The sequence below is a fragment of the Campylobacter sp. RM12654 genome (assembly GCF_020137585.1).
Taxonomy (GTDB): Bacteria; Campylobacterota; Campylobacteria; order Campylobacterales; family Campylobacteraceae; genus Campylobacter_E.
Window position 1 is genome coordinate 22,004 of sequence record NZ_JACGAR010000009.1, and the last position, 22,753, is coordinate 44,756.

Genomic DNA, 22,753 nt, shown 5'->3' on the forward strand with positions numbered 1-22,753 from the left:
CTTTATTTATAATTTATAATGCCTTGATGAGCTATAAAGCCGTCTTTATTTATCCACACATTTGCTTCGTTTTCACTAATTATTTTTGACTCGACGCAAAAACTACTAGGAGTGCAAACTGCGTGTAATCCTCTATAACTATATTTTGTGATTTTTTTATCTTTATGATTTTTTGCAAAACAACTAATCATCTTAGTAGCTAATAAAGGTCCGTGAATTACTAAGCCGCTATATCCTTCAACCATAGTAGCGTAAGGATAATCATAATGAATTTTATGCCCATTAAAAGTAAGTGCTGAATATCTAAATAATAAAGTAGAATCAGGGCAAAAACTTTCAGAAAAATCAGCTTCGCTTACAGGTTTATTGCTAGTTAATTTTGGTGGAGTTGGCTCTTTATAAACTATATCTTGTTCTTCAATAATTTTTAAATCTTCATCTTGATAATATTTATGCTCTAAAGTAACAAAAATTAATTTTCCTGTATTTCCAATTTTTTCTTGAATATCTTTTATAGTAGTAATTTTAGTAGCGATTTTGCCTATAATCAACGCTGAATTAAAAGTAAATCTACCACCAGCCCACATACGATTAACATTTCCAAAACTAGGTAAAAAACTATCATCGCTTCCGCCTAATTTAGGGTGTCCGTCTTTGCCTAATTTATCTTTATTTAAAGCCTTATTAAAAAAGCACCATTGCCATAAATAAGGTAATTCATCACCTAATTTTAAATCTTTATAATCAAGTGTTGCGACTATTTTTTCAACTTGAGTAAGACTTATTTCTTCTTTTATAATTTCTTGTTTGCCTATATAATTTTTAAATTCCATAATTTTCCCTTTCATAAATTAATTAATAACACCTAAAAACAATAACAAAAACCCAAATAACACAAGCAAAATAGGTAATATTAATAACCTAATAAATAAATATTTTCTTTCTTGCTCATCTTGTGTCCCTGCTAAAACCAATGCTCCACCTGATGAAAAACTTGAATACCCCGTAAATGTTGCAAATGTTGCGATAATAGAAAATGCCAAAGATGGCTCTAATACGCTAAGACTTGGAACAATAGGAAAAAATGTCGGCATTACAACGCCCATACTAGATGCAAATGCACTCATTGAAGAAGATAAAACGCCTAATAAATAATATATCCAGCTACTATCATTGCCACCTTGAGCGCTTAAAAAATTGCTTATTATTTGCATAGCACCAGTAGATTTTCCAAGTGCTATTAGCATAGTTAATGCACCAATCATAAAAATTAAATTCCAAGGTATATTTTTAAAAGCTTGTGTTTCATCTCCTATCTTAAATACAATAGCTAAAATAATTCCTAAGAATGAAACAAAAGTAGGATTAAAAAATATAGTCATTTTACTCATCAATAAATTTTCAGGTTGAAAAGATAAATAAATTGATGGAACCATAACCAAAGAAAATACAAATGTAACTATTAAAATCGTTTTAATTTGTATAGAATTTAGTTTTTCAGGTTTATCAATATTTGATGAATATACAACCTTATACCCCTTTAATAACACATATCCTAAAATAAAAATTAAAGTATGTGCTATAAACATATTTTTTCCAAGATTTAATTGCATAATTGCTGATTGTTCAGGTGTAAAACCTAAATTCTCAATTAGATTATAAGTAACCCTACCACCTAAAGTAAAAGGATTAAATCCCCCAGCACAAGAACCTGAATAAATTATAATAGCAGCTAAAATTTTATTCATTTTAATCTTATTAGCTATGTATAAAACTAATGGGCTCATAAAGGCAAATCCAGCATAATGTCCTGGTCCAATACCGACAAAAATTACAACAACAATATACAAAACAATAGGAATACTCCAAGGATAGTTTCTTACCCCATAAACTGCTTTTGAAGCTAGATTATTTAAAGTTCCATTATTTATGACAAAGCCATAAAAATATGTAATAGAAACTAAGATAAAAAATAAATCAAGCCCCCATAATTTTACAATTTCACTAGGTTTTAAGCCATAAATATAAGCAGCAATAAAGCATAATACAATTGCAAAAATACCAATATTTGCTTTAAATAAATAGCCTAAAACTATTGACAATAATAAAAAAAATAAAATGATTAAGTTAATTTGTTCAATCATAAATCCTCCTTGCTTAAATACTATAAGAAAAGAAAATCATTAAGATTAATATAAGAATAAAATATAATAAAAATAAAAATCATTGTTACAATTTTACACAATTAATAATAATTTTTATTCTTTAATATATTTTCTTAAAAAATTATAATTATTTTATTAATTTGATATTTTGATTTTTTATTTAATTGAAAGAATATATTTAAAAGAATTTAAAACTAACTTGTTTTAAATTCTTAAAAGGTTATTTTTTTAATTCGTTAGCTTTATCGCACCCAATTGCTAAGCCAAAAGAACAAGCTAATTGATAGTAATAACCTGCTGCTTGAATGTTTTGAGAAGTTGAAGTGCCTTGTAATAAAACATTTGCAATATTTAAACAAGAGCTTGCATTTTTGTTAGTAATGCAGTTAGTTTGTTCGTCTTTTAAGCTAGGATTTAAAGCAGTTTGTAAAGCAAGATTCATTAAATTGCTTTTTACAACTTCATTTTCTTGACTAACACAAGCACTAAAAACAAATAAAGAACTTGTAATTAAAATTAATTTTTTCATATAATCTCCTTAAAAAATCGCTAATTATATGCAAAATAACATAAATTTATATTAATTTTGTATGATAAATAAAATTTATTTTAAAGGCTTTTAAATGACATTTTCAGAAATTATTTTAAACTTACAAAAGTATTGGTGTGAGCAAGGTTGTGCTTTAATTCAGCCTTATGATTTTCCTGCAGGTGCAGGGACTTTTCATCCACAAACATTCTTAAAATCACTTGGAACAAAACCACATAATGTTTGTTATGTTGCTCCATCTCGCCGTCCAACTGATGGAAGATACGGAGAAAATCCAAATCGTTTAGGTGCTTATTATCAATTTCAAGTATTAATGAAACCAAGTCCAGCAAATATTCAAGATTTATATTTAAATAGCTTAAAAGTTTTAGGAATTGATTTAAATAAACACGATGTAAGATTTATAGAAGATAACTGGGAAAGCCCATCTTTAGGAGCTTGGGGGCTTGGCTGGGAAGTATGGCTTGATGGAATGGAAGTTACTCAATTTACTTATTTTCAACAAGTTGGTGGATTTTCTTGTGATTTAATTAGTGCAGAGATTACTTACGGACTTGAACGCTTGGCAATGTATATTCAAGATATTGATAATGTTTATGATATTAATTGGGGCGGTGGGCTAACTTATGCTGATGTTCATAAGCAAGGTGAGTTTGAATACTCTAAGTTTAATTTTGAATTAGCAAATGCTTCAAGACTTAAAGAAATGTTTGATATTTCATATAATGAAGCAAGAAGTGTGCTTGATAGTGGTTACTCACTACCTGCGTATGATTATTGTCTAATGTGCGCGCATTTATTTAATACCCTTGATGCTAGGGGTGCAATTAGCGTTACTCAAAGACAAGATTTTATGCTAAAAATAAGAGAACTTAGCAAAGATTGTGCTAGTGTATATTTAAAAAGCCAAGAGAATTTAAAATAAATTATAATTTGCTTATTTTGGTTTATATTGATTTTTCAATATAAACCAAGTAAAAATATTAAAATCAAATTCCATAAACTAAAAAATTGAATATTTAATTTTGTTACTTTTAGTAACAAATAAATGGTTAAAACAAAAGCAAACTCATCTTTTTCAATCTAAAATATTAAAATAAAATCACTATTTAAAATTAGGAGTTTAAAGGTGATTAGTAAGGTTTTAATAGCAAATAGGGGAGAAATTGCTGTTCGTATCATAAGAGCTTGTAGGGATTTGCATATTCAAAGTGTAGCTATCTATACAAAGCCTGATGAAAATTGTCTGCATGTAAAAATCGCAAGTGAAGCAAAATGTATAGGTGAAGATGCCATTAAGGGCTATTTAGACGCAAAAATAATAATTCAAACTGCAAAAGAATGTGGTGCTGATGCAATCCATCCTGGATATGGATTTTTAAGTGAAAATTATGAATTCGCAAAAATGGTAGAAGATGCAGGATTAATTTTCGTTGGACCAAAATCTCAAGTTATTAAAAATATGGGAAATAAAAATATAGCAAGAGAATTAATGCAACAAAACGGTATTCCAGTAGTTCCAGGAACAAAAGTATTAAATGAATGCAAAGAAGAAGAAATAAAAGAATTTGCCAAAAAAATTGGCTATCCTGTAATATTAAAAGCTAGTGGAGGTGGCGGTGGTCGTGGGATTAAAGAAGTCTGGAATGAAGATGAATTAATACCTGCATTTAATACTTGCAAAAGAGAAGCTAAAGCATATTTTAATAATGATGATGTCTTTATGGAAAAACTCATAGAAAATCCACGCCACATAGAATTTCAAATATTAGGCGATAATTATGGCAATATAATTCATTTATGTGAAAGAGATTGTTCTATTCAAAGACGCCATCAAAAAATAATAGAAATCGCACCTTGTCCATCAATAAGCGAACATTTAAGAAAAAGTATGGGAGCTACTGCAGTAGCAGCTGCAAAAGCGGCTGGATATACTAATGCAGGAACGGTTGAATTTTTGTTAGATGATTACAATAGATTTTATTTTATGGAGATGAATACTAGAATACAAGTTGAACACGGCGTTACAGAAGAGATAACAGGGGTTGATTTAATAGTAAGACAATTAAGATATGCAGCAGGACAAATTCAAGAATTAGAACAAAGTGATATTAAATCAAATGGTTTTGCTATTGAAGCTAGAATTACTGCAGAAGATGCTAATAAGAATTTCATACCAACACCAGGAATGGTTACAGAATATTATCCTGCTTTAGGACCTTCAGTTAGGGTTGATAGCCATCTTTATAAAGGTTATAAAATCCCGCCATTTTATGATTCTTTAGTCGCAAAATTAGTTGTAAAAGCGTCTAGTTATGATTTAGCGGTAAATAAATTAGAAAGAGCTTTAGAAGAATTTACAATAGAAGGCGTAAAAACAACAATTTCATTTTTAAAAACTATTGCAAAAAGTAAAGAATTTAGAAAAGGTATTTTTGATACGAGTTATATAAAAACAAATTTAGAAAAAATTCTAAGCAATATTGATGATAAAAATAAAAAAGATAAAGATGAAATAATCGCTTCAATTTGTGTGGCATTAAAAGATAAATTAAATTAAAGGAGAGAAAAATGGCTAAAAAATATATAGATATTATGGATACAAGTTTTCGTGATGGCTTTCAATCAGTTTATGGAGCTAGAGTTTTAATGAATGATTTTTTCCCAGCATTACAAGCTGCAAAAGAAGCTGGGATAAGGCATTTTGAATTTGGTGGAGGGGCAAGATTTCAAAGCCTTTATTTTTATACAAACGAAGATGCATTTACTATGATGGATAAATTCCGTGAAATTGTAGGAGATGGTATTAATCTTCAAACCCTTGCTCGTGGAGTAAATACCGTTACACTTGATACTGGTAGTCGTGAAATAATAGATTTACACGCAAAATTATTCGCAAAACACGGAACTACTACGATTAGAAATTTTGACGCTTTAAATGATGTTGAGAATTTAAAATATAGTGGCGAAAGAATAGTGCATTATGGTTTAAAACACGAAATTGTAATAACTATGATGGATTTACCAATAGGTTGCAAAGGCGCTCACGATACTAAGTTTTATGAAAAAACCTTAAAAGAAATTTTAAAAGCTAATATCCCATTTTATAGCATTTGTTTTAAAGACGCATCAGGGACAAGTAATCCACAAAAAGTATATGAAACAATAAAAATGGCTAGAAAAATTTTACCTGCAAATACTCACATTAGACTTCATACTCACGAAAGTGCAGGTGTTAGTGTAGCTTGTTATTTAGCAGCACTTGAAGCTGGTGTTGATGGAATTGACCTTGCAGCAGCTCCTGTTAGTGGTGGAACAAGTCAGCCTGATATTCTTACAATGTTACACGCTGTAAAAGGTAAAAATTATGATTTAGGTGGGCTTGAAGTTGAAAAAATCTTAAAATATGAAGAAGTATTTAAAGATTGTATGAAAGATTATTTTATGCCACCTGAAGCTATACAAGTTAGTCCATTAATACCGATTTCACCTATGCCAGGTGGAGCATTAACAGCGAATACTCAAATGATGAGAGATAATAATGTATTAGATAAATTCCCTGATACTATAAAAGCGATGAGCGAAGTGGTAAAAAAAGGTGGCTTTGGAACTAGCGTAACTCCTGTTAGTCAATTTTATTTCCAACAAGCATTTAATAATGTAATGTTTGGCGAATGGAAAAAAATTGCAGAAGGCTATGGCAAAATGGTTTTAGGCTATTTTGGAAAAACTCCTGTAGCACCAGATCCAAAAATAGTAAAACTTGCAAGTGAGCAATTAAATCTAAAACCAACAAAAGAAAAAGCAATAGATTTAGCCGACCTTGATGAAACCAAATCACTTAAATATATTGAAAAAATACTTAAAAAAGAAGGTATTTTAGTAACTGATGAAAATCTATTCATAGTTGCAGCTTGTAAAGAAAAAGGATTAGCATTTTTAAAAGGTGAAGCAAAAGTCAATGTTAGAAAAATTTCTCAAAATACTAAATCAAATTCTAACAATCTTTATTCAGTGCAAGTCAATGATAAAACCTATGATGTAGAAATTGAAAAAGATAAAATTTTAGTAAATGGCAATAGCTATGAAGTAAAAGTAAAAGAAAAAGAAAATACTTCAAAAATTATTGAAAAACAAGAAATTTCACAATCAATAGCTAATGATAAAAGCATTTTAGCCTCAATGTCAGGAAATGTGTTTAAAGTGCTTGTAAAAGCAGGAGATAAAGTAAAAGCAGGGCAAGAATTATTTATTCTTGAAGCTATGAAAATGGAAGTTCCAATTGAAGCAACGAGTGATGGAACAATAGATAAAATACTTGTAAAACAAGGAGATAATGTAGAAGCTATGCAAATTTTAGCTAGTTTAAAATAAATTTTAGAATCTGTTTTGACAGATTCTAATATATCTTTAAGTTAATATTTTAAGTATTTTTTATATAAAAACTATGAGTTAATGCAACCGCCATTGCGTCGGTTATATCAAGTGGTTTTATTTCTTTATTGATTTTTAAAAGCTTTTTAACCATAAAAGCTACTTGTTCTTTCTCTGCTTTTGCTTTGCCTGTGATTGTTTTTTTAACTTGTAAAGCTGTATATTCACTAAAATTTCCATAAGTTTGTAAGATTTTAAGTAGCATTGCTCCACGAAATTGTGCGAGTTTTAAAACACTTTGCGGATTATAAGCAAAAAATATATTTTCAACCGCAACACTAGCATTTGGGACTTTTTTAAAAATCATTTCTAAAGCTTCGTTTAATTCTAAAATATTATCTATTAATTCTTTACTCTTAAATCTTATTAAACCTGCTTCTAAAAGAGTATTTGTGCTACCATTTTTTTCTAAAAGGCAATATCCACAAAATCTAGTTCCTGGGTCAAATCCTAAAATTTTCATATGTGAAATCCTTGTGAAATTTAAAATTATTTTTTTATGAAATACTTATTATTACGATAAATTTCTTAATGAAATAGAATTTCACATAAACTGATTTTTATAGAATTTCACGAAAATTTATAAGAATTTTAAAAATTACAATAAAAATTCATAAAAAAATTTCACTAAATTAAAGAATTTTTTTAAAGAGCTTGTGAAATTTATGATGAAATATTGTAAATTGTTTGTATATTTTTGGTATATTTTTTCACTATTAAATGCATTGATATATAGGTGTTTTAAATATTTTTAAACAAATATTACTAGATTTTCACATCATCAAAGGTAATAACAAAAAAGAGGAATAAATGTTAAATAAAATTCTAGAAGAATTAAAAGTATTAATTGGAGAAAATCAATATAAAAATTATTTTGAAATTTTACAAATTAATGAAAGCAAAAATAATGAAATAATTCTAAATGCACCTAATCAATTCATAGCTAAACATATTCAAACAAAATACCAAAACATATTAGAAAAAATAGCAGAAAAAACAAATAGTAAAAAATATAAAATTACAATTCAAGTAAATAATGAAAAAATAAACAAACCACAAGAAACTCAACCAATAGTAACTAAAAAACAAATTTCAATATTAAATCAAAGTCTTACTTTTGATAATTTCATAGTAGGACAAAGTAATGAGTTTGCTTATAGAATTTGTAAAACAATAACAGATGAAAATAAATTTGGAAAAGACTTTAATCCAATTTTTATATATTCAAATACAGGTTTAGGTAAAACGCATTTATTGCACGCTAGTGGACATGAATGTTTAGAACTTGGAAAAAAAGTAATTTATAAAACTTCAAAAGGATTTAAAAAAGATTATTATAATGCTATATTAACAAATAAATTTGATAGTTTTAATAGTGAATATAAAGATTGTGATTTATTATTAATTGATGATATTCAGTTCTTAGGCACTACTGATAAAATGCAAGAAGAATTTTTTCATATTTTCAATGATATTATTGAAAGAAAAGGACAAATTATAATAACTTCTGATGTAGCACCAAAAAATCTAAATGGAATTGAAGATAGATTAAAATCAAGATTTAATAAAGGAGTTCTTGCAAATATTAGTGTACCCGATATAGAAACCAAAAAAGCAATTATTAAGAAAAAAAGCCTTGTATATGATATAGAATTAAATGATGAAATGATTAATACTATTGCTAATTATATAGGTGAAAATGTAAGGGATTTAGAAGGAATTATAAATTATATTTACGCTTTTCAAAGTATAAGAAAACAAAAAATAACCTTAGATGATTTAAAAAATCAAATAAAAGAATACATTAAAGAAAATCAATCAAATATTGAAATTGAAGATATTTTTGATATAGTAAGTTCAGAATTAAATGTAAAAACAAGCGAAATAAAATCAAGTTCTAAAAAACAAGAAATAGTAAAAGCTAAAAGAATAGTTATATTTTTAACTAAAGAATTAATTTCAAATTCAGTAAGTCAAATAGCAACTCATTTTCAAATGAAAGACCATAGTGCTATTTCAAAACATATTAAAAAAATAAATGAAATGATATGTCTTGATGATGATTTTAGAAGCTTAGTAGAACATTTAAAAAATAAAATAATAAACTCAAAAAATAAAGATTATTAAATATAATAAAGCGAAAAAGGAAGAATATGGAAATACAAATAGACAAAAAGAGATTAGAAAATATAGCTTTAATAGTTAGTAATTATGTTGAAAAAAAAGATAATACAAGTTTAAATTCTAATATTTTATTATTAGCTTATAACAATGAATTAATTTTAAGAGCAAGTGATAGTGAAATAGGAATTGAATATAAAATTCAAGAATGTAATATCATAAATGAAGGGCAAATTTTTATCAATGCTAAAAAATTAATTGATATTTTAAAAAGCCTTGATAATAGTGATATTAAAATCAAAAAATTAGAAAAATCTATCAAAATTACTCAAAATAAAACTAATTTTTCATTGCCAATAAATAGTGAAAATAATTTTTCTTTCTTAGAAGATGAAAATAGCAAAACACCTATTTTAATAAGTGCAAAAGAACTAAATATCGGCTTTAAAATGATTTTACCTGCTGTTGATAATAATGGTATTTCTTTTCAATTTAATTGCTGTTATATAGATATTTTAAAAGATAGCATTGTTTTTGTAGGAAGCGATTCTAAAAGAATTCACAAATATTCATTCATAGCTCAAAATGAATACGAACAAAGATTAATAATTACAAAAAAATCAGCTCAAGAACTACAAAAATTATTAAATGAAGAAGTAAGGGTTTATAAAACAAATAATTATTTAATCATTGAAAATGATAATTTTAAATTCTTTACAAAATTAGCAACTATTGATTTTTTAAGATATGTTGAAGTAATGCCACATAAATTACCTACAAATGAAATTATCATTAAAAACGAAGACTTTTTAAATGAAATAAAAAAACTAAGTGCAGTTTGCACAAAATGTCAAATAGAATTTGAAACCGGTAAAATCACATTTAAAAATAATGCTTTAAGTGATGATTTTAACGAAACAAATGCTACAAGTGAGCTAGAAACAAATATTACTATAGAAGATAAATTTGAAATAAATCTTACGAACAAACATATGATGGATTTTTTACATTTAAATGAAAATGAATATTTCACATTTAAATTCTATTCATCAGCAGCTCCTGTTGTGTTAGAAAGTAAAAATTTCTTATCACTAATATCAGCAAATAAAAACTAAGGATAAATAATGCAAGAAAATTATGCAGAAAGTAAAATTAAAGTATTAAAAGGACTAGAAGCAGTTAGAAAACGCCCTGGAATGTATATTGGCGATACTAACTTTAATGGTCTTCATCATATGGTTTATGAAGTAGTTGATAACTCTATTGATGAAGCTATGGCTGGCTTTTGTAATACTATTGATATTGAAATTACCAAAGAAGGTTCTTGTATAGTTACTGATAATGGTCGTGGAATTCCTGTTGGAATTCACCCAACTGAAAATATATCAACTCTAACTGTTGTTTTAACCGTTCTTCACGCTGGTGGAAAATTTGATAAAGATACTTATAAGGTTAGTGGTGGTTTGCACGGCGTTGGTGTATCGGTTGTAAATGCACTTTCATCTAAATTAATTGCAACCGTTAAAAGAGATGGAAATACTCATAGACAAGAATTTTCTAAAGGTATTCCAACAAGTGAGCTAGAAATAATTAAAACAACTAATCGCACAGGAACTAGCATAGAGTTTTTCCCTGACCCTGAGATATTTGAAGTAGTTGAGTTTGATTATGATACTTTAGCTAAGAGATTTCGTGAATTAGCATATTTAAATCCACAAATTACTATTAATTTTAAAGACCAAAGAAATGGTAAAAGCGAAACTTATCATTATGATGGTGGTATTTCTCAATTTGTAACTGATTTAAATAAAAAAGAAGCTGTTACAAATGTAATTGCATTTAATGATGAAGCAGAAGATGTAGTTGTAGATATTGCACTAATGTATAATGATACTTATAGTGAGACTTTATTTTCATTCGTAAATAACATTAAAACTGCAGATGGTGGAACTCACGAAGCAGGCTTTAGAATGGGGCTTACAAAGGTAATTACAAGTTATATTGAAGCAAATGCAGCTGCTAGAGAAAAAGATATAAAAATAACAGGAGAAGATACTAAAGAAGGGCTTATTGCAATAGTTAGTGTAAAAGTTCCTGAACCACAATTTGAAGGACAAACTAAAGGTAAATTAGGTAGTTCTTATGTTCGTGGTATAGTAAATAAAATTACAAACGATGCTTTAACTAAATTCTTTGAAGAAAATCCAAATGATGCTCGTGCTATTATGAATAAAGCTTTAATGGCTGCAAGAGGTCGTGAAGCAGCAAAAAAAGCAAGAGAATTAACTCGTAAAAAAGAAAGCATAAGTGTAGGGACTTTACCTGGAAAATTAGCTGATTGTTCTTCAAAAGACCCTGAAATTAGAGAAATATATTTAGTAGAGGGCGATAGTGCGGGTGGTTCTGCTAAACAAGGAAGAAATAGGGAATTTCAAGCGATTTTACCTTTAAAAGGAAAAATCTTAAATGTTGAAAAATCACACCTTGATAAAATCTTAAAATCTGATGAAATTAAAAATATGATTACGGCATTTGGTTGTGGAATAGGCGATGATTTTGATATAGAAAAATTAAGATACCATAAAATTATCATTATGACAGATGCTGATGTTGATGGTTCTCATATTCAAACTCTAATTCTTACATTTTTCTTTAGATTTATGCAAGAATTAATTAGAAATGGACATGTATATTTAGCTCAACCACCATTATATCGTTATAAAAAAGGTCAAAGAAAAGAAATATATTTAAAAGATGAAAAAGCTTTAAATGATTATTTGATTGAAACTGGAGTTGAGAATTTAGAATTTAGTGGAATTGGGACAAATGATTTAAAAGATTTCTTAAAAGTTGTAGCAGCTTATAGAAGTATTTTAAATGAGCTTAAAAAACGCTTTAATGTGATTGAATTAATTAGACATTATGTTGAAAATCCTGATATTTTAGCTCTTAATATGCAAGAGATTTTTAAAGTATCAAAAGAATTTTTAGAAGCAAAAGGATTTAATATATTAAATCATTATCTTAGTGAAGATGAGATTAAAATCTATGTTCAAACTCAAAATGGTTTAGAAGAAATAGTTGTAAATAATGATTTATTTTATAGTCCATATTTTGAAGAAGCTTCTTATATTTATAAAAAAATTGAAGAAAGAAATATTTTTAATGATAAAGATTTCTTAGAAGTTCTTGATGAAGTTGAAAAAAATGCTAAAAAAGGAACTTATATTCAGCGTTATAAAGGTCTTGGTGAGATGAACCCAGAACAATTATGGGAAACTACAATGGACCCTGAAAATCGCCGTTTAATTCAAATTAGTGTTGATGATTTTGATAGGGCTAGTGGAGTGTTTAATTTATTTATGGGAGATGAAGTTGAGCCTCGCCGTGAATATATTCAAGCACACGCTAAAGATGTAAAACACTTAGATATATGACAATTAGTAAAAAAATTGAAAGAAAAAATAGGCAAGATGCAGCTATTAAGCTCATTATGCCTTTATTGTTATTAGTTTTTGCTTTTGTATATTTGCAAGAATTTAACGAAATAGTTTTTAAACCATTAGATATATTAGTAATTTTATGTTTTATATTTTTGTATTTTTATTATTTTGTTTTTGTAATTTATAAATCAGTAAAGCATAATGTAATTGATGAAAAAACTGGGACTTTATTACAAAGTGAATTTACAAAATATCTAAATAATGATGATTTTATAGTGTTTTTTACAATTTCTAATATAAACGAAATTAAATTAATGCTAGGGTTTAATAAAAGTGATAGATTATTGAAAAAATTAATTGATAAATTCTATGCGTGGGATGAAAATCTAATAATAGGTAGGATTACTACTGCTGATTTTATGATTTTAAGTAGTTCAAAGCATAAAACCTTGCAACACGAAATTAAAAAAATATTTTTAGAAATTAAAAGAGAAAGAATAGATGGAGTTGATTTTAAGTGCTATTATTCTATTATAAAATCAAGTATTAATTTTAATAAACTTTATTTAGAAGCACAAAATAGATTAAAAGATGATGTAGATGTAGCTACTGAAAATATCATTACTAATAGTGTTGTAAGCTCTATAAATAAGAGTGATTTTTTCTTAAAAATCCAAAGGCTAGAAGGCGAAGAAGAAATATATTATTTAAATTATAGGATTAATTCAGATTATCCAGAGAAAATATCTCAAGCAAAATTAGAAGAAATAATTATTAAAAATAATTTAGAATTTAATTATTATAAAAATCTTTTAGAACTTTTAGCGAAAGAATATCATTTTGATAATAGGATTATTATTAAAATATCTCCTGATTTTTTAAGGAATTTAAATTTCTTATTTTATTTAGGAGAATATTTTATTAAGCACCCTAATACAAATGGGAAAATTATTTTTGAATTTTTTGAAAATGATGTTTATTATGATATGCCAAGATTTGAAGAAATAATAAAAGAATATAGAGAAATTAATATCAATTTTGCCCTAAATCGTATAGGTTCGCCTAGTTCTTTAGAATATTTAAAACGATTAGAATTTGAATTTGGTATTTTTGATATTGAGTTTAATAAAAATGTAAAAAATGAAAAATATTTTATAATTTATGAAAATTTATTTAATTTATGTAAAAGCCTAAATATCAAAACTATTATGAGATTTATTGATAATAAAAATCTACTTGATTTAACAAAAGATATTAAATTTGATTATTATCAAGGCTTTTTATTTTATAAGGACAAAAATCTTAAGGAGATGAAATGAAAGAAAAATTAAAATACGGACAAAAAGAAATAAAAAAAATTAAAGGTAAAAAATTAGAGCGTTGGGAAAATAAGCAAAAAAATGATTATGTTATTAAAATAACTCTACCTGAATTTGCTTGTCTTTGCCCAAGAAGTGGCTATCCTGATTTTGCAACATTATATTTAGAATATATACCTAATAAATGGGTAGTTGAACTTAAAGCAATTAAACTTTATATTAATTCATTTTATAACAAAAACATAAGCCACGAAGATAGTATAAATAAGATTTATAATACTCTTAAAAAGCGTTTAAAACCAAAATATATTAAATTAGTTGGAGATTTTAATCCTCGTGGTAATGTTCATACGGTGATTGAGTGCTGCTCTGATACGGAAATTAAAAAAGAAAAGAAAAAAGATAAAAAGGATAAATAATGATTAGTCCAGAGCTTGTTTTACATATTTTTAAGGCTGCTTCAATTTCAAGATGGAATGATTTTCCTAGAATTTGTAATTTAGTTGAACTTGATAAACAAGCTCATAAGGCTATTATTGCTTATTTTTTAGCAAAAAGTGAAAAAGATATTGATATGAGATTTTTACTTGATGCTATTGTTGTTGAGTTTATTTCTCGTGTAATAGTTACTGATATTCGCCCTGATGTATTAAATGAAATCAAAAAAACAAAACAAAAAGAATTAGATGAATGGATACAAAAACAATTTAGTTTAATCAATAAAAACGATGATTTTTTAAAAATTTTTAATGATTATTATAATGATAAAACTCACGAAAAAGAAAAATTTATTTTAAAAGCAGCAGGGTATTTATCAACTAGATATGAGTTTTCATTTATATATCCAAATGTTAGTAATTATGAAGAAATTAAAGCTAAGTTAGATGAAGAATTAGAAGATTATTTAGAAATTTTAGCAGTTCAAAAAATATCATTAAATCAAAAATTAGCTAAGGTAATTGATTTAAGTGGTCGTTTAAGATTTCAAAAGCGTTGGGCTCAAACTCCTAGAATTCCTGAAACAAGTGTTTTAGGACATATGTTAGTAGTAGCTGTTTTAAGCTATTTTTATTGTCTTAAAATAAAAGCTTGTGATACTAGATTTATTAGCAACTTCTTTTGTGCGATTTTTCACGATTTACCAGAAAGTCTTACAAGAGATATTATTACCCCTGTTAAATACGGAATTGATGGACTTAGTGAGATAATAAGTGATTATGAGCTTAAATTAATTGATGAAAAGATTTTACCTTTTGTGCCTAATAATATAAGAGCTGAATTTGCTTATCTTTTAGGAATTTATAATGAAGATGGTAAGATTAAAAAAGATGAATTTAAAAATAGAATAAATAAAGAAAATGTAAAAATTATTCAAAATCCTAACGATTATAATGAAGATTGTTTTAATACAATTGATGGAAAAATGCTTAAAGCTTGTGATAAAACTGGAGCTTTTTTAGAAGCAATCATTTCTAATTATTACGGCGTTAAATCTAAGGATTTAAAAAATGGTTATTTAAAGATTTTAAATGATTTTAAAGAAAATCCTAAAATTGGTGAAGTAAATTTTTATGAAATGTTAAAAGAATTTGAAGAGTTTTTTACAAACCCAAGCCAAGAGACTTGCGGCACACACTCATAAAAAGTGCTCTGCTATGTTCCCATCCTGAAGCTCTGCTTTTTACAAACATTGCACAAGGCTTGACTTGAGAAAACGCATTTTAAGATAAAATGACTTAATAGAGGGTAAATGAAATTAGATTTAATTTATATTTTTTTAGCGAATTTAAGAATTACTTTTATAGGAGTTAATAATTCTTTTGATTTAAGAGCTAAATTAATTTCTTGTATTGCAGGAGTTGTTAAAGATGAAAGACAAGATTTAAAGCGAAAAATAGAACAACTCTCAAAAGAAATCTATAAAAAAGAAATCAAAAGAAGAATATTTTTAGCGACCATTTATCAATATATAAAATATATTAAACAAGATACAATGGGAGTTGATAATATACTTAAAGGAATTAAAAAATTAACTAAACAAAATCCAAAACTAAAGCGAAAAATTAATTTCGTTCAACTTGATAGATTAGTATTGAAAAAATCAATTAAAGAAGGCGAAGAAGAAATTGAAGATTTCGCACAAATTAGGGTTTTAGAATTTTTAAAAAATGAAGTTATTTGATTGGTTATTAAAATTATATACAATAAAAAAAACTGATAGGAAAAAGTATGGCTAAATTTATATTTGTAACAGGTGGAGTTTTAAGCTCACTTGGTAAAGGAATTGCAGCAGCTAGCATTGCAAGTTTATTAAAACAAAGTGGATTAAAGGTAAGTATTTTAAAGGCTGACCCTTATATAAATATTGACCCAGGAACTATGAGCCCACTTGAGCATGGAGAAGTTTTTGTTACAAAAGATGGTGCAGAAACTGACCTTGATTTAGGACATTATGAAAGATTTTTAGATGAAGATTTAACTCATCTTAATAACTTTACTACAGGAAAAGTATATCAAAGCGTAATTGAAAAAGAACGCCGTGGAGAATATCTAGGTAAAACTATTCAAGTAATTCCACACATTGTAGGCGAAATTGCTAGTAGAATGGAAGCAGCAGCTTTAAATCAAGATGTTTTAGTAGTAGAAATTGGTGGAACGGTTGGAGATATTGAAGGCTTACCATTCCTTGAAGCAATTCGTTCTTTAGGACTTAAATACGGAAAAAATAATGTATTTTACGCACATTTAACTCTTGTTCCTTTTATAAAAGTAGCAGGAGAATTAAAAACTAAACCAACCCAACATTCAGTTGGAGAATTAAGAAGAATAGGTATTAGTCCTGATATGATAATAGCTCGTAGTGAAATTCCACTAGGCGATGAAATAAAAGAAAAAATTGCAAAGAGTTGCGGTGTAGAAATTGATTGTGTAATAGAAAGTATTGATGCAAAAAGCATATATCAAATTCCACTTAAATTTTTAGAGCAAAATATACTTTTACCTATTGCAAAACATTTAAATCTAAAGCTAAAAACTCCTAATTTAAAAGAGTATGAAGCATTAACAGAAAAAATAATTAATCCAAGCAAAAAAGTTAAAATTGCTTTCGTAGGAAAATATATAGATTTAAAAGAAAGTTATAAATCTTTAACAGAAGCACTAATTCACGCAGGTGCAAATCTTGATACAAAAGTAGAGATTAATTGGATAGATAGCGAAGAATTAAAAGATGAAAATGATTTAGCTGGAAATGATGGAATACTTGTAGCTGGTGGATTTGGACAGCGTGGTGTTGAAGGTAAAATAAAGGCTATTAAATACGCTCGTGAAAATAATATCCCATTTTTAGGAATTTGTCTTGGAATGCAGCTTAGTTTAATTGAATTTGCTAGAAATGTTATAAAACTTGATGATGCTAACTCAACTGAATTTGATGAGAATACTAAAAATCCTATTGTTTATTTAATTGATGAATTTATTAATCAATCAGGTTCAAAAGAAATCAGAACAATAAAAACTCCATTAGGTGGGACTTTAAGACTTGGCGAATATGTTTGCAATATAAAAGAAGGCACACTTTTAAGTAAGTTATATAATTCTAAAGTAGCTTATGAAAGACATCGCCATCGCTATGAAGCTAACTCAAAATATCGTGATTTATACGAGCAAAATGGACTTATTATTAGTGGAGAATCAAATGGACTTATTGAAGCTATTGAAAATACAAATAATGATTTCTTCGTAGCCGTTCAATATCATCCTGAATTTACTTCAAGGCTAACTAAAGCAAATCCTGTCATCTTAGGCTTTATTAGACAATGCTTACACTAAATAAAACTAAAATTAAGCAGGTTTTAGAAGATAGATTTAAAAACGATTTTCATAAAAGCCTTAGCACTATTCCAAAACCTCATACCTTTAAGGATATGAATAAAGCAGCAATTAGAATAGCTAAGGCAATAAAAAATAAAGAAAAAATAGCAGTAGTAGGAGATTATGATGTAGATGGCATAGTATCTTCTACTATTATGAGTGAATTTTTTGCTAATTTAGGTGTAGAAATAATTGTTAAAATTCCAAATCGTTTTAGCGATGGATACGGAATTAGCGAAGATATAGTGAGTAATTTAGACGCTAGTTTAATAATCACGGTTGATAATGGAATAGTAGCTTATGAAGCTGCAAATAAATGTAAAGAATTAGGTATAGATTTAATAATAAGCGATCATCACACCCCAGGAGATACTTTACCAAATGCTTATGCTGTAATTAATCCAAAAAGAGATGATTGTGAGTTTTCTAAGCATATTAATTGTGAGATTTGCGGGGCGCAAGTAGCTTGGTGGCTATGTGGGGCTATTAAAAAAGAATTAGATATAGAATACAATATGGCTAGTTTTTTAGATTTATTGTGTATTGCAATTGTTGCTGATATGATGAATTTAAATGATTTAAATCATATATTAGTTCGTTATGGCTTAAAAGAGTTAAATAAATTAAATCGTCCTGCTTTTGTAGTTTTAAAAGAAAAATACAAAAAGAAATTCTTTGATTATGAGAGTATTCCGTTTTTAATAGCACCATTATTAAATGCTAGTGGAAGAATGGATGATGCTAGTATTTCTTATAAATTTTTAAGAGCAAAAAGCCTTAATGAAGCTAAGAATTTATTAGAAATAATAGAAAAATTAAACCAAGATAGAAAAGAACAAGAAAAGCAAAGTTTTTTAGAAAGCATAGAATTTGCAAACGAAAATGATAAAGTAATCATAGCTTATTCTAAGAATTGGCATAAGGGTATTTTAGGCATAGTTGCAGGTCGTTTAGCTAAACAATTTAATAAACCTAGTTTTGTTTTTAATATTGAAGATGACTTAGCAAAAGGAAGTGCTAGAAGCGTAGCAGAGCTTGATATTTTAGAGCTTTTATCAAATGTTAGCGATATTTTGACTAATTACGGCGGACATAAAGGAGCTGCTGGACTTGCTTTAAAGGTTGAACATTTAAAAGAATTTAAAACAAGGCTAAATAATTTAGAACTTAATTATAATGATATTGATTTTTGTGATACTACTAATACTTTAGGCGAGTTAGAATTTAGCGAAATTGATATGGAATTATTAGATATTTTAAGTGATTTTGAGCCTTTTGGGCAAGGTAATGAAAAGCCATTTTTTATAAGTAAAGGCGTAATTATTAAAAATCTAGTTTTATTAAACGAAAAGCACTTAAAATGCACTTTTACTCAAAATAATTTAACTTTTGAAGCGATTTGTTTTAATTGTGATTTTATCCCATTTGAAAATGAATGTGTCAATATTCATTATAGTTTGCAAAAAAATTATTTCAAACCTAGCCCTACAATTCAGCTAAATATTTCTAATATTTATATTTAATATTTTAAAATAACTTAATTTTATTTAATATTAATTTATGTAATACAAATTTATGTAAAAAATAAAGGTTTTTTAATGAAAAATATTTTTAAATTAAGTATAGTTCTTACAACTATTTTATATTCATATGATGCTACAAATATTGTTGGTGACTTAACAAAAAATATAGACATAAAACAAACAGGAATATCTAGTATTAAAGCCAATAAAATAGATGATAGTATTTATTCAACTTTTGTAATTAATGGCACATTAACTACAAATAGTATAGAAAATAAAAATCTAATATTTGATTATAAAAATACACAAATTGATAATAAAGATTATTTAATATTAGTATCTGGCGGTAATTTTACAGATAATGGTTCTATTTTTATTTCTCAAGGCAATAGTGTATTTAGTAATAATATAGAAGCTATTAAAATAAAAAATAATGGAATAGTTACTCTAATTAATTCTAGTGTTTATGCTGGTAATGCTGATAGAACAGATTTTCAATTTGCTTCTGCTATTTTAATAGATAAGGGGACATTAAATTTAAATAATTCTTTAGTAGAAGGAGGTTATCAGCGTGGTAGAAGTTATCAAGCTATTAATGCTCGTAGTTTTGGAACTGATAAAACCTATTTAAATATAAGTGGTTCAATTATAAAAGCAGGAGATAATGATATAAAATCAACAGCTATTATGGCTAATCAATCAAGCACTATTGTAATAGATGATACTAAAAATAATAAAGGCTCTAATATAACAGGGTATATAAATACTGATGGGGATTTTACTATTAAGGGTATTTATAAAAATAATGCAAATTTCATTGCAAAATCAAGCAATACTATGAATGCTACAAATAATACTTTTGATACTATTATCAATTCAAGCACTAAAACAAATCTCGGAAAAAATGCAAATATTGACAAAGCTTATATTGGTGGTGGTCTTGATTTAAATAAAAGTTCAACTTCTACTGGAACATTTATAATTACAAATAGTTATATTAAAGGCGATATTGTAAATTCTGATGATATTAGACTTATAAAAACTCTAAAACCTACTATCAATTCTAAAATAAGCTTAGATAATGTTTATTTAGATGGGGCTTTAAATAATTATTCAGGAGAAATAAAAAGCTCTAATTCAGTATTTAATAAAATTGTAAAAAGTGAATATGTAAGCAAAATTGATGATACTAATTCAATTTTTAAAGGTGGTTTTAGTGCTGATGAAATAATTTTAAATAAAAGCACTTTAGAAGGATTTAAATTACCATCTATAAGTGATGCTAAATATAGTGCTAAAAATTTTAATTTAACTAATACAAAAGTAGGTAAAGATATAAATACTAAAGGATATTTAGAATTAATGGGGGGGGGTGTTTTAAAGGCTACAAATTCAGCTCTTAATTTTGATATTAAAAGTAATAATTCTATTAATATTGATTTAACTAGGAGTTCTTTAGTAGGTAGTTTTAAAGATTTAGCAGGAAATAAAATATCAGCAAATAAAATAAGCTTAAATAATTCTACAAGTTTAGGAGCATTTAGCACAAATGAACTAATTGCAAATAATTCTACATTCTTCTTAGGTGGCACAAATACTACTTATAATGGAGCAATAATTTCTAAAATTAGCACAAGTGGGGCTAATAATAATTTTGGAATTATTGGAGTAGTTAGCAAAGATACTAAAGGGAATTTAGTAGCAAATAATTTAAGTGTTAATTTACCTTTAGCTATTTTAAAGGGTGCTAATAATGATTTTGCTACAAATCTTAAATTCTATTCAGGAATTAGCGAATATGCTTTAGCGAATTCTTATTTAAAGAGTGAAAAGGTAGGAGATTATCAAGTATATGTTTTAGCTAAGGATAATAAGCAAAGTTTTAATGATTTAACTTATAAAAATAATTCTAAATTAGATATAAATAAAATAAATGAAATAGTGACTAATAGTGATAAAATAAAAGATTTAGTAGATTTTAATGATAATTTATTAGCAAGTAACGAAGCAAAAGAATTGATTAATCAAAATACAGATAAAAGTCTAGAAAATAAAGGCACAATGATAAAAGATTTTGATAATAAAAGCATTCCTTGGATAGATTTAAAACCTGCAAATCCTATTAAGCCAACAACCCCACCAAATATTGAAGATACTAAACCAAGTGAGCCAGAAATAAAACCTGACATTAAGCCAGAAGTTACACCAGAAACTCCTATAAATCCTGATGAAAATAAGCCTAATCCTGATGAAGAAACAAAACCTGAAATCAAACCAAGCATTCCTTGGATAGATTTAAAACCTGCAAATCCTATTAAACCAAGTGAGCCTAAGACTGATGAAGAAAAATTTGAAATAGCATTAGAAGAACAAAAAGAAGCTATCAAATTAATGGTAACAGGTAAAAATGAAAAAGCTTTAGAATCAGCTAAATTAATGACTTCGCAATTTTATTTTTCTCAAGTGTTTGAATATAATAATCTTAATAAGCGTTTAGGAGAATTAAGAAGTTTTACTAATAACAATGCAGGAATTTGGATTCGTGGATATATAAATAAAGGTAGTATAAAAAATACTTCTATAAAAGCCAATGAAATACAATTAGGTGCTGACAAAATCATAAATAATAATGATTTTGATACTTATGCAGGAATTATGCTAAATATCGGTAAAACAACCACTGATAATACTACTAATTCAAAAATTAATAATTATGGTTTTGGAGTGTATGTTAGTAATGTTTATAATAATGGATTTTTCTTAGATGCTACTCTTAAAACAAATCATTATAAAAGCGAGTTTAAAAACGATACATTTTTAGGCAATTCTACAAGTAAAGGAACAGGTATAATAGCAAGTGCTGAATTAGGTTATAGATTTGGTGATGAATTTTATTTAGAGCCTAGTTTAGAATTGATTGCAAATTATATCCCGAAGACTGATATTAAAGGTGAAAAAGTAATTCAATTTGGCAATTTATCTCAAGTATCAAATGTCAATATTACATCTTCTTCAAAAGTTTTAATGGTATCAAAAGCAGCAGTTTATACTGGAGTAGATATTAATAATACAACATTAAGAGCTGGAATTGGTGGAATATTTGATTTAACTAATAATCCTGATTTTTTAGTTAGTGATGGGATTAGCTCTTTTGCTTTTAGTGGAGCGAAGAAAGATAAAAGAGGTTTTGCAAGTATAGGGCTTAATAAAAATATTAGTAAAAAATTAGGATTAAACATAGAAGCTGAAAAGACTTTTAGTGGGAATTTAAATATTGATTATAATATTAATGCAAGTATTAGATTTGAGTTTTAAGTATTGAATT

General features: G+C 26.8%; 15 protein-coding genes, 1 other RNA gene and 3 pseudogenes. 14 read left to right on the forward strand and 5 right to left on the reverse strand.

Annotation, left to right across the window (positions count from 1 at the left end; all coding sequences use genetic code 11):
• Nucleotides 1–2: 2 nt before the first annotated feature.
• The 3 genes from AVBRAN12654_RS04300 to AVBRAN12654_RS04310 form a co-directional block, all read right to left on the reverse strand.
• Nucleotides 3–833: a hypothetical protein gene (locus AVBRAN12654_RS04300; RefSeq protein WP_239803226.1), complete on the reverse strand. Its 831-nt coding sequence runs from the start codon at nucleotides 831–833 to the stop codon at nucleotides 3–5.
• Between the two features lie 18 nt (nucleotides 834–851).
• Nucleotides 852–2,141, reverse strand: coding sequence for an SLC13 family permease (locus tag AVBRAN12654_RS04305; RefSeq protein WP_214116450.1), 1,290 nt, complete (start codon nucleotides 2,139–2,141; stop codon nucleotides 852–854).
• A 244-nt stretch (nucleotides 2,142–2,385) separates the two neighbouring features.
• Nucleotides 2,386–2,694 (reverse strand): SEL1-like repeat protein, encoded by a 309-nt coding sequence (locus tag AVBRAN12654_RS04310; RefSeq protein WP_214116183.1) that lies wholly within the window; start codon nucleotides 2,692–2,694, stop codon nucleotides 2,386–2,388.
• A gap of 94 nt (nucleotides 2,695–2,788) precedes the next feature.
• Here AVBRAN12654_RS04310 and glyQ point away from each other — a divergent pair, with 94 nt between their 5' ends.
• The 4 genes and pseudogenes from glyQ to AVBRAN12654_RS09535 form a co-directional block, all read left to right on the forward strand.
• A complete protein-coding gene (glyQ, locus tag AVBRAN12654_RS04315) occupies nucleotides 2,789–3,640 on the forward strand; it encodes a glycine--tRNA ligase subunit alpha (RefSeq protein WP_214116180.1) in 852 nt (283 codons plus the stop codon).
• A gap of 204 nt (nucleotides 3,641–3,844) precedes the next feature.
• A complete protein-coding gene (locus tag AVBRAN12654_RS04320; protein WP_336614001.1) occupies nucleotides 3,845–5,275 on the forward strand; it encodes an acetyl-CoA carboxylase subunit A in 1,431 nt (476 codons plus the stop codon).
• 11 nt (nucleotides 5,276–5,286) lie between these two features.
• Nucleotides 5,287–6,769 (forward strand): annotated as a pseudogene (locus AVBRAN12654_RS04325) (biotin attachment protein); the annotation flags it as partial.
• Between the two features lie 137 nt (nucleotides 6,770–6,906).
• Nucleotides 6,907–7,089, forward strand: a pseudogene (locus AVBRAN12654_RS09535) (acetyl-CoA carboxylase biotin carboxyl carrier protein subunit); the annotation flags it as partial.
• Nucleotides 7,090–7,138: 49 nt separating this feature from the next.
• On the opposite strand, the gene ruvC reads toward AVBRAN12654_RS09535, so the two are convergent.
• Nucleotides 7,139–7,612: a crossover junction endodeoxyribonuclease RuvC gene (gene ruvC / locus AVBRAN12654_RS04330; protein ID WP_214116175.1), complete on the reverse strand. Its 474-nt coding sequence runs from the start codon at nucleotides 7,610–7,612 to the stop codon at nucleotides 7,139–7,141.
• A 347-nt stretch (nucleotides 7,613–7,959) separates the two neighbouring features.
• On the opposite strand from ruvC, the gene dnaA reads away from it, so the two are divergent.
• From dnaA to AVBRAN12654_RS04360, 6 genes and pseudogenes are all read left to right on the forward strand, one after another.
• Nucleotides 7,960–9,276, forward strand: a complete 1,317-nt coding sequence (gene dnaA, locus AVBRAN12654_RS04335; protein WP_336614003.1) for a chromosomal replication initiator protein DnaA — start codon at nucleotides 7,960–7,962, stop codon at nucleotides 9,274–9,276.
• Between the two features lie 26 nt (nucleotides 9,277–9,302).
• Nucleotides 9,303–10,385, forward strand: a complete 1,083-nt coding sequence (dnaN, locus tag AVBRAN12654_RS04340) for a DNA polymerase III subunit beta (RefSeq protein ID WP_214116171.1) — start codon at nucleotides 9,303–9,305, stop codon at nucleotides 10,383–10,385.
• Nucleotides 10,386–10,394: 9 nt separating this feature from the next.
• The gene (gyrB, locus tag AVBRAN12654_RS04345) at nucleotides 10,395–12,707 is read left to right on the forward strand and encodes a DNA topoisomerase (ATP-hydrolyzing) subunit B (protein ID WP_214116169.1); all 2,313 of its coding nucleotides are present in this window, start codon (nucleotides 10,395–10,397) and stop codon (nucleotides 12,705–12,707) included.
• Entirely contained in the window at nucleotides 12,704–14,032 is a 1,329-nt protein-coding gene (locus AVBRAN12654_RS04350) for an EAL domain-containing protein (protein ID WP_239803231.1), read from the forward strand. The genes gyrB and AVBRAN12654_RS04350 overlap by 4 nt, the downstream gene beginning before the upstream one ends.
• On the forward strand, nucleotides 14,029–14,451 hold the full coding sequence (gene queF / locus AVBRAN12654_RS04355) for a preQ(1) synthase (RefSeq protein WP_336614004.1): 423 nt from the start codon (nucleotides 14,029–14,031) through the stop codon (nucleotides 14,449–14,451). The genes AVBRAN12654_RS04350 and queF overlap by 4 nt, the downstream gene beginning before the upstream one ends.
• Nucleotides 14,451–15,641 (forward strand): annotated as a pseudogene (locus AVBRAN12654_RS04360) (HD domain-containing protein); the annotation flags it as partial. The gene queF and the pseudogene AVBRAN12654_RS04360, both read left to right, overlap by 1 nt.
• Here the strand turns inward: AVBRAN12654_RS04360 and ffs are convergent.
• An RNA gene (ffs, locus tag AVBRAN12654_RS09540) (signal recognition particle sRNA small type) lies at nucleotides 15,642–15,739 on the reverse strand.
• 43 nt (nucleotides 15,740–15,782) lie between these two features.
• Between ffs and AVBRAN12654_RS04365 the strand changes: the two genes are divergently transcribed.
• From AVBRAN12654_RS04365 to AVBRAN12654_RS04380, 4 genes are all read left to right on the forward strand, one after another.
• Nucleotides 15,783–16,214 carry a hypothetical protein gene (locus tag AVBRAN12654_RS04365; RefSeq protein WP_214116160.1) on the forward strand — a complete coding sequence of 144 codons (432 nt, stop codon included), beginning with the start codon at nucleotides 15,783–15,785 and terminating at the stop codon, nucleotides 16,212–16,214.
• A 47-nt stretch (nucleotides 16,215–16,261) separates the two neighbouring features.
• Complete coding sequence (locus AVBRAN12654_RS04370; protein WP_214116158.1) at nucleotides 16,262–17,863, forward strand: CTP synthase; 1,602 nt, start codon at nucleotides 16,262–16,264, stop codon at nucleotides 17,861–17,863.
• Nucleotides 17,851–19,428: a single-stranded-DNA-specific exonuclease RecJ gene (gene recJ / locus AVBRAN12654_RS04375; protein ID WP_239803232.1), complete on the forward strand. Its 1,578-nt coding sequence runs from the start codon at nucleotides 17,851–17,853 to the stop codon at nucleotides 19,426–19,428. The genes AVBRAN12654_RS04370 and recJ overlap by 13 nt, the downstream gene beginning before the upstream one ends.
• 75 nt (nucleotides 19,429–19,503) lie before the next feature.
• The gene (locus AVBRAN12654_RS04380) at nucleotides 19,504–22,743 is read left to right on the forward strand and encodes an autotransporter outer membrane beta-barrel domain-containing protein (RefSeq protein WP_336614006.1); all 3,240 of its coding nucleotides are present in this window, start codon (nucleotides 19,504–19,506) and stop codon (nucleotides 22,741–22,743) included.
• Nucleotides 22,744–22,753: the final 10 nt, after the last annotated feature.

What these genes read in the sequence shown, in the direction of transcription:
- glyQ (WP_214116180.1), top strand. Translation starts at nt 2,789, where the DNA reads ATGACATTTTCAGAAATTATTTTAAACTTACAAAAGTATTGGTGTGAG.
- ruvC (WP_214116175.1), bottom strand. Translation starts at nt 7,612, where the DNA reads ATGAAAATTTTAGGATTTGACCCAGGAACTAGATTTTGTGGATATTGC.
- AVBRAN12654_RS04300 (WP_239803226.1), bottom strand. Translation starts at nt 833, where the DNA reads ATGGAATTTAAAAATTATATAGGCAAACAAGAAATTATAAAAGAAGAA.
- AVBRAN12654_RS04310 (WP_214116183.1), bottom strand. Translation starts at nt 2,694, where the DNA reads ATGAAAAAATTAATTTTAATTACAAGTTCTTTATTTGTTTTTAGTGCT.
- gyrB (WP_214116169.1), top strand. Translation starts at nt 10,395, where the DNA reads ATGCAAGAAAATTATGCAGAAAGTAAAATTAAAGTATTAAAAGGACTA.
- queF (WP_336614004.1), top strand. Translation starts at nt 14,029, where the DNA reads ATGAAAGAAAAATTAAAATACGGACAAAAAGAAATAAAAAAAATTAAA.
- AVBRAN12654_RS04365 (WP_214116160.1), top strand. Translation starts at nt 15,783, where the DNA reads ATGAAATTAGATTTAATTTATATTTTTTTAGCGAATTTAAGAATTACT.
- AVBRAN12654_RS04380 (WP_336614006.1), top strand. Translation starts at nt 19,504, where the DNA reads ATGAAAAATATTTTTAAATTAAGTATAGTTCTTACAACTATTTTATAT.
- AVBRAN12654_RS04370 (WP_214116158.1), top strand. Translation starts at nt 16,262, where the DNA reads ATGGCTAAATTTATATTTGTAACAGGTGGAGTTTTAAGCTCACTTGGT.
- AVBRAN12654_RS04350 (WP_239803231.1), top strand. Translation starts at nt 12,704, where the DNA reads ATGACAATTAGTAAAAAAATTGAAAGAAAAAATAGGCAAGATGCAGCT.
- recJ (WP_239803232.1), top strand. Translation starts at nt 17,851, where the DNA reads ATGCTTACACTAAATAAAACTAAAATTAAGCAGGTTTTAGAAGATAGA.
- dnaA (WP_336614003.1), top strand. Translation starts at nt 7,960, where the DNA reads ATGTTAAATAAAATTCTAGAAGAATTAAAAGTATTAATTGGAGAAAAT.
- dnaN (WP_214116171.1), top strand. Translation starts at nt 9,303, where the DNA reads ATGGAAATACAAATAGACAAAAAGAGATTAGAAAATATAGCTTTAATA.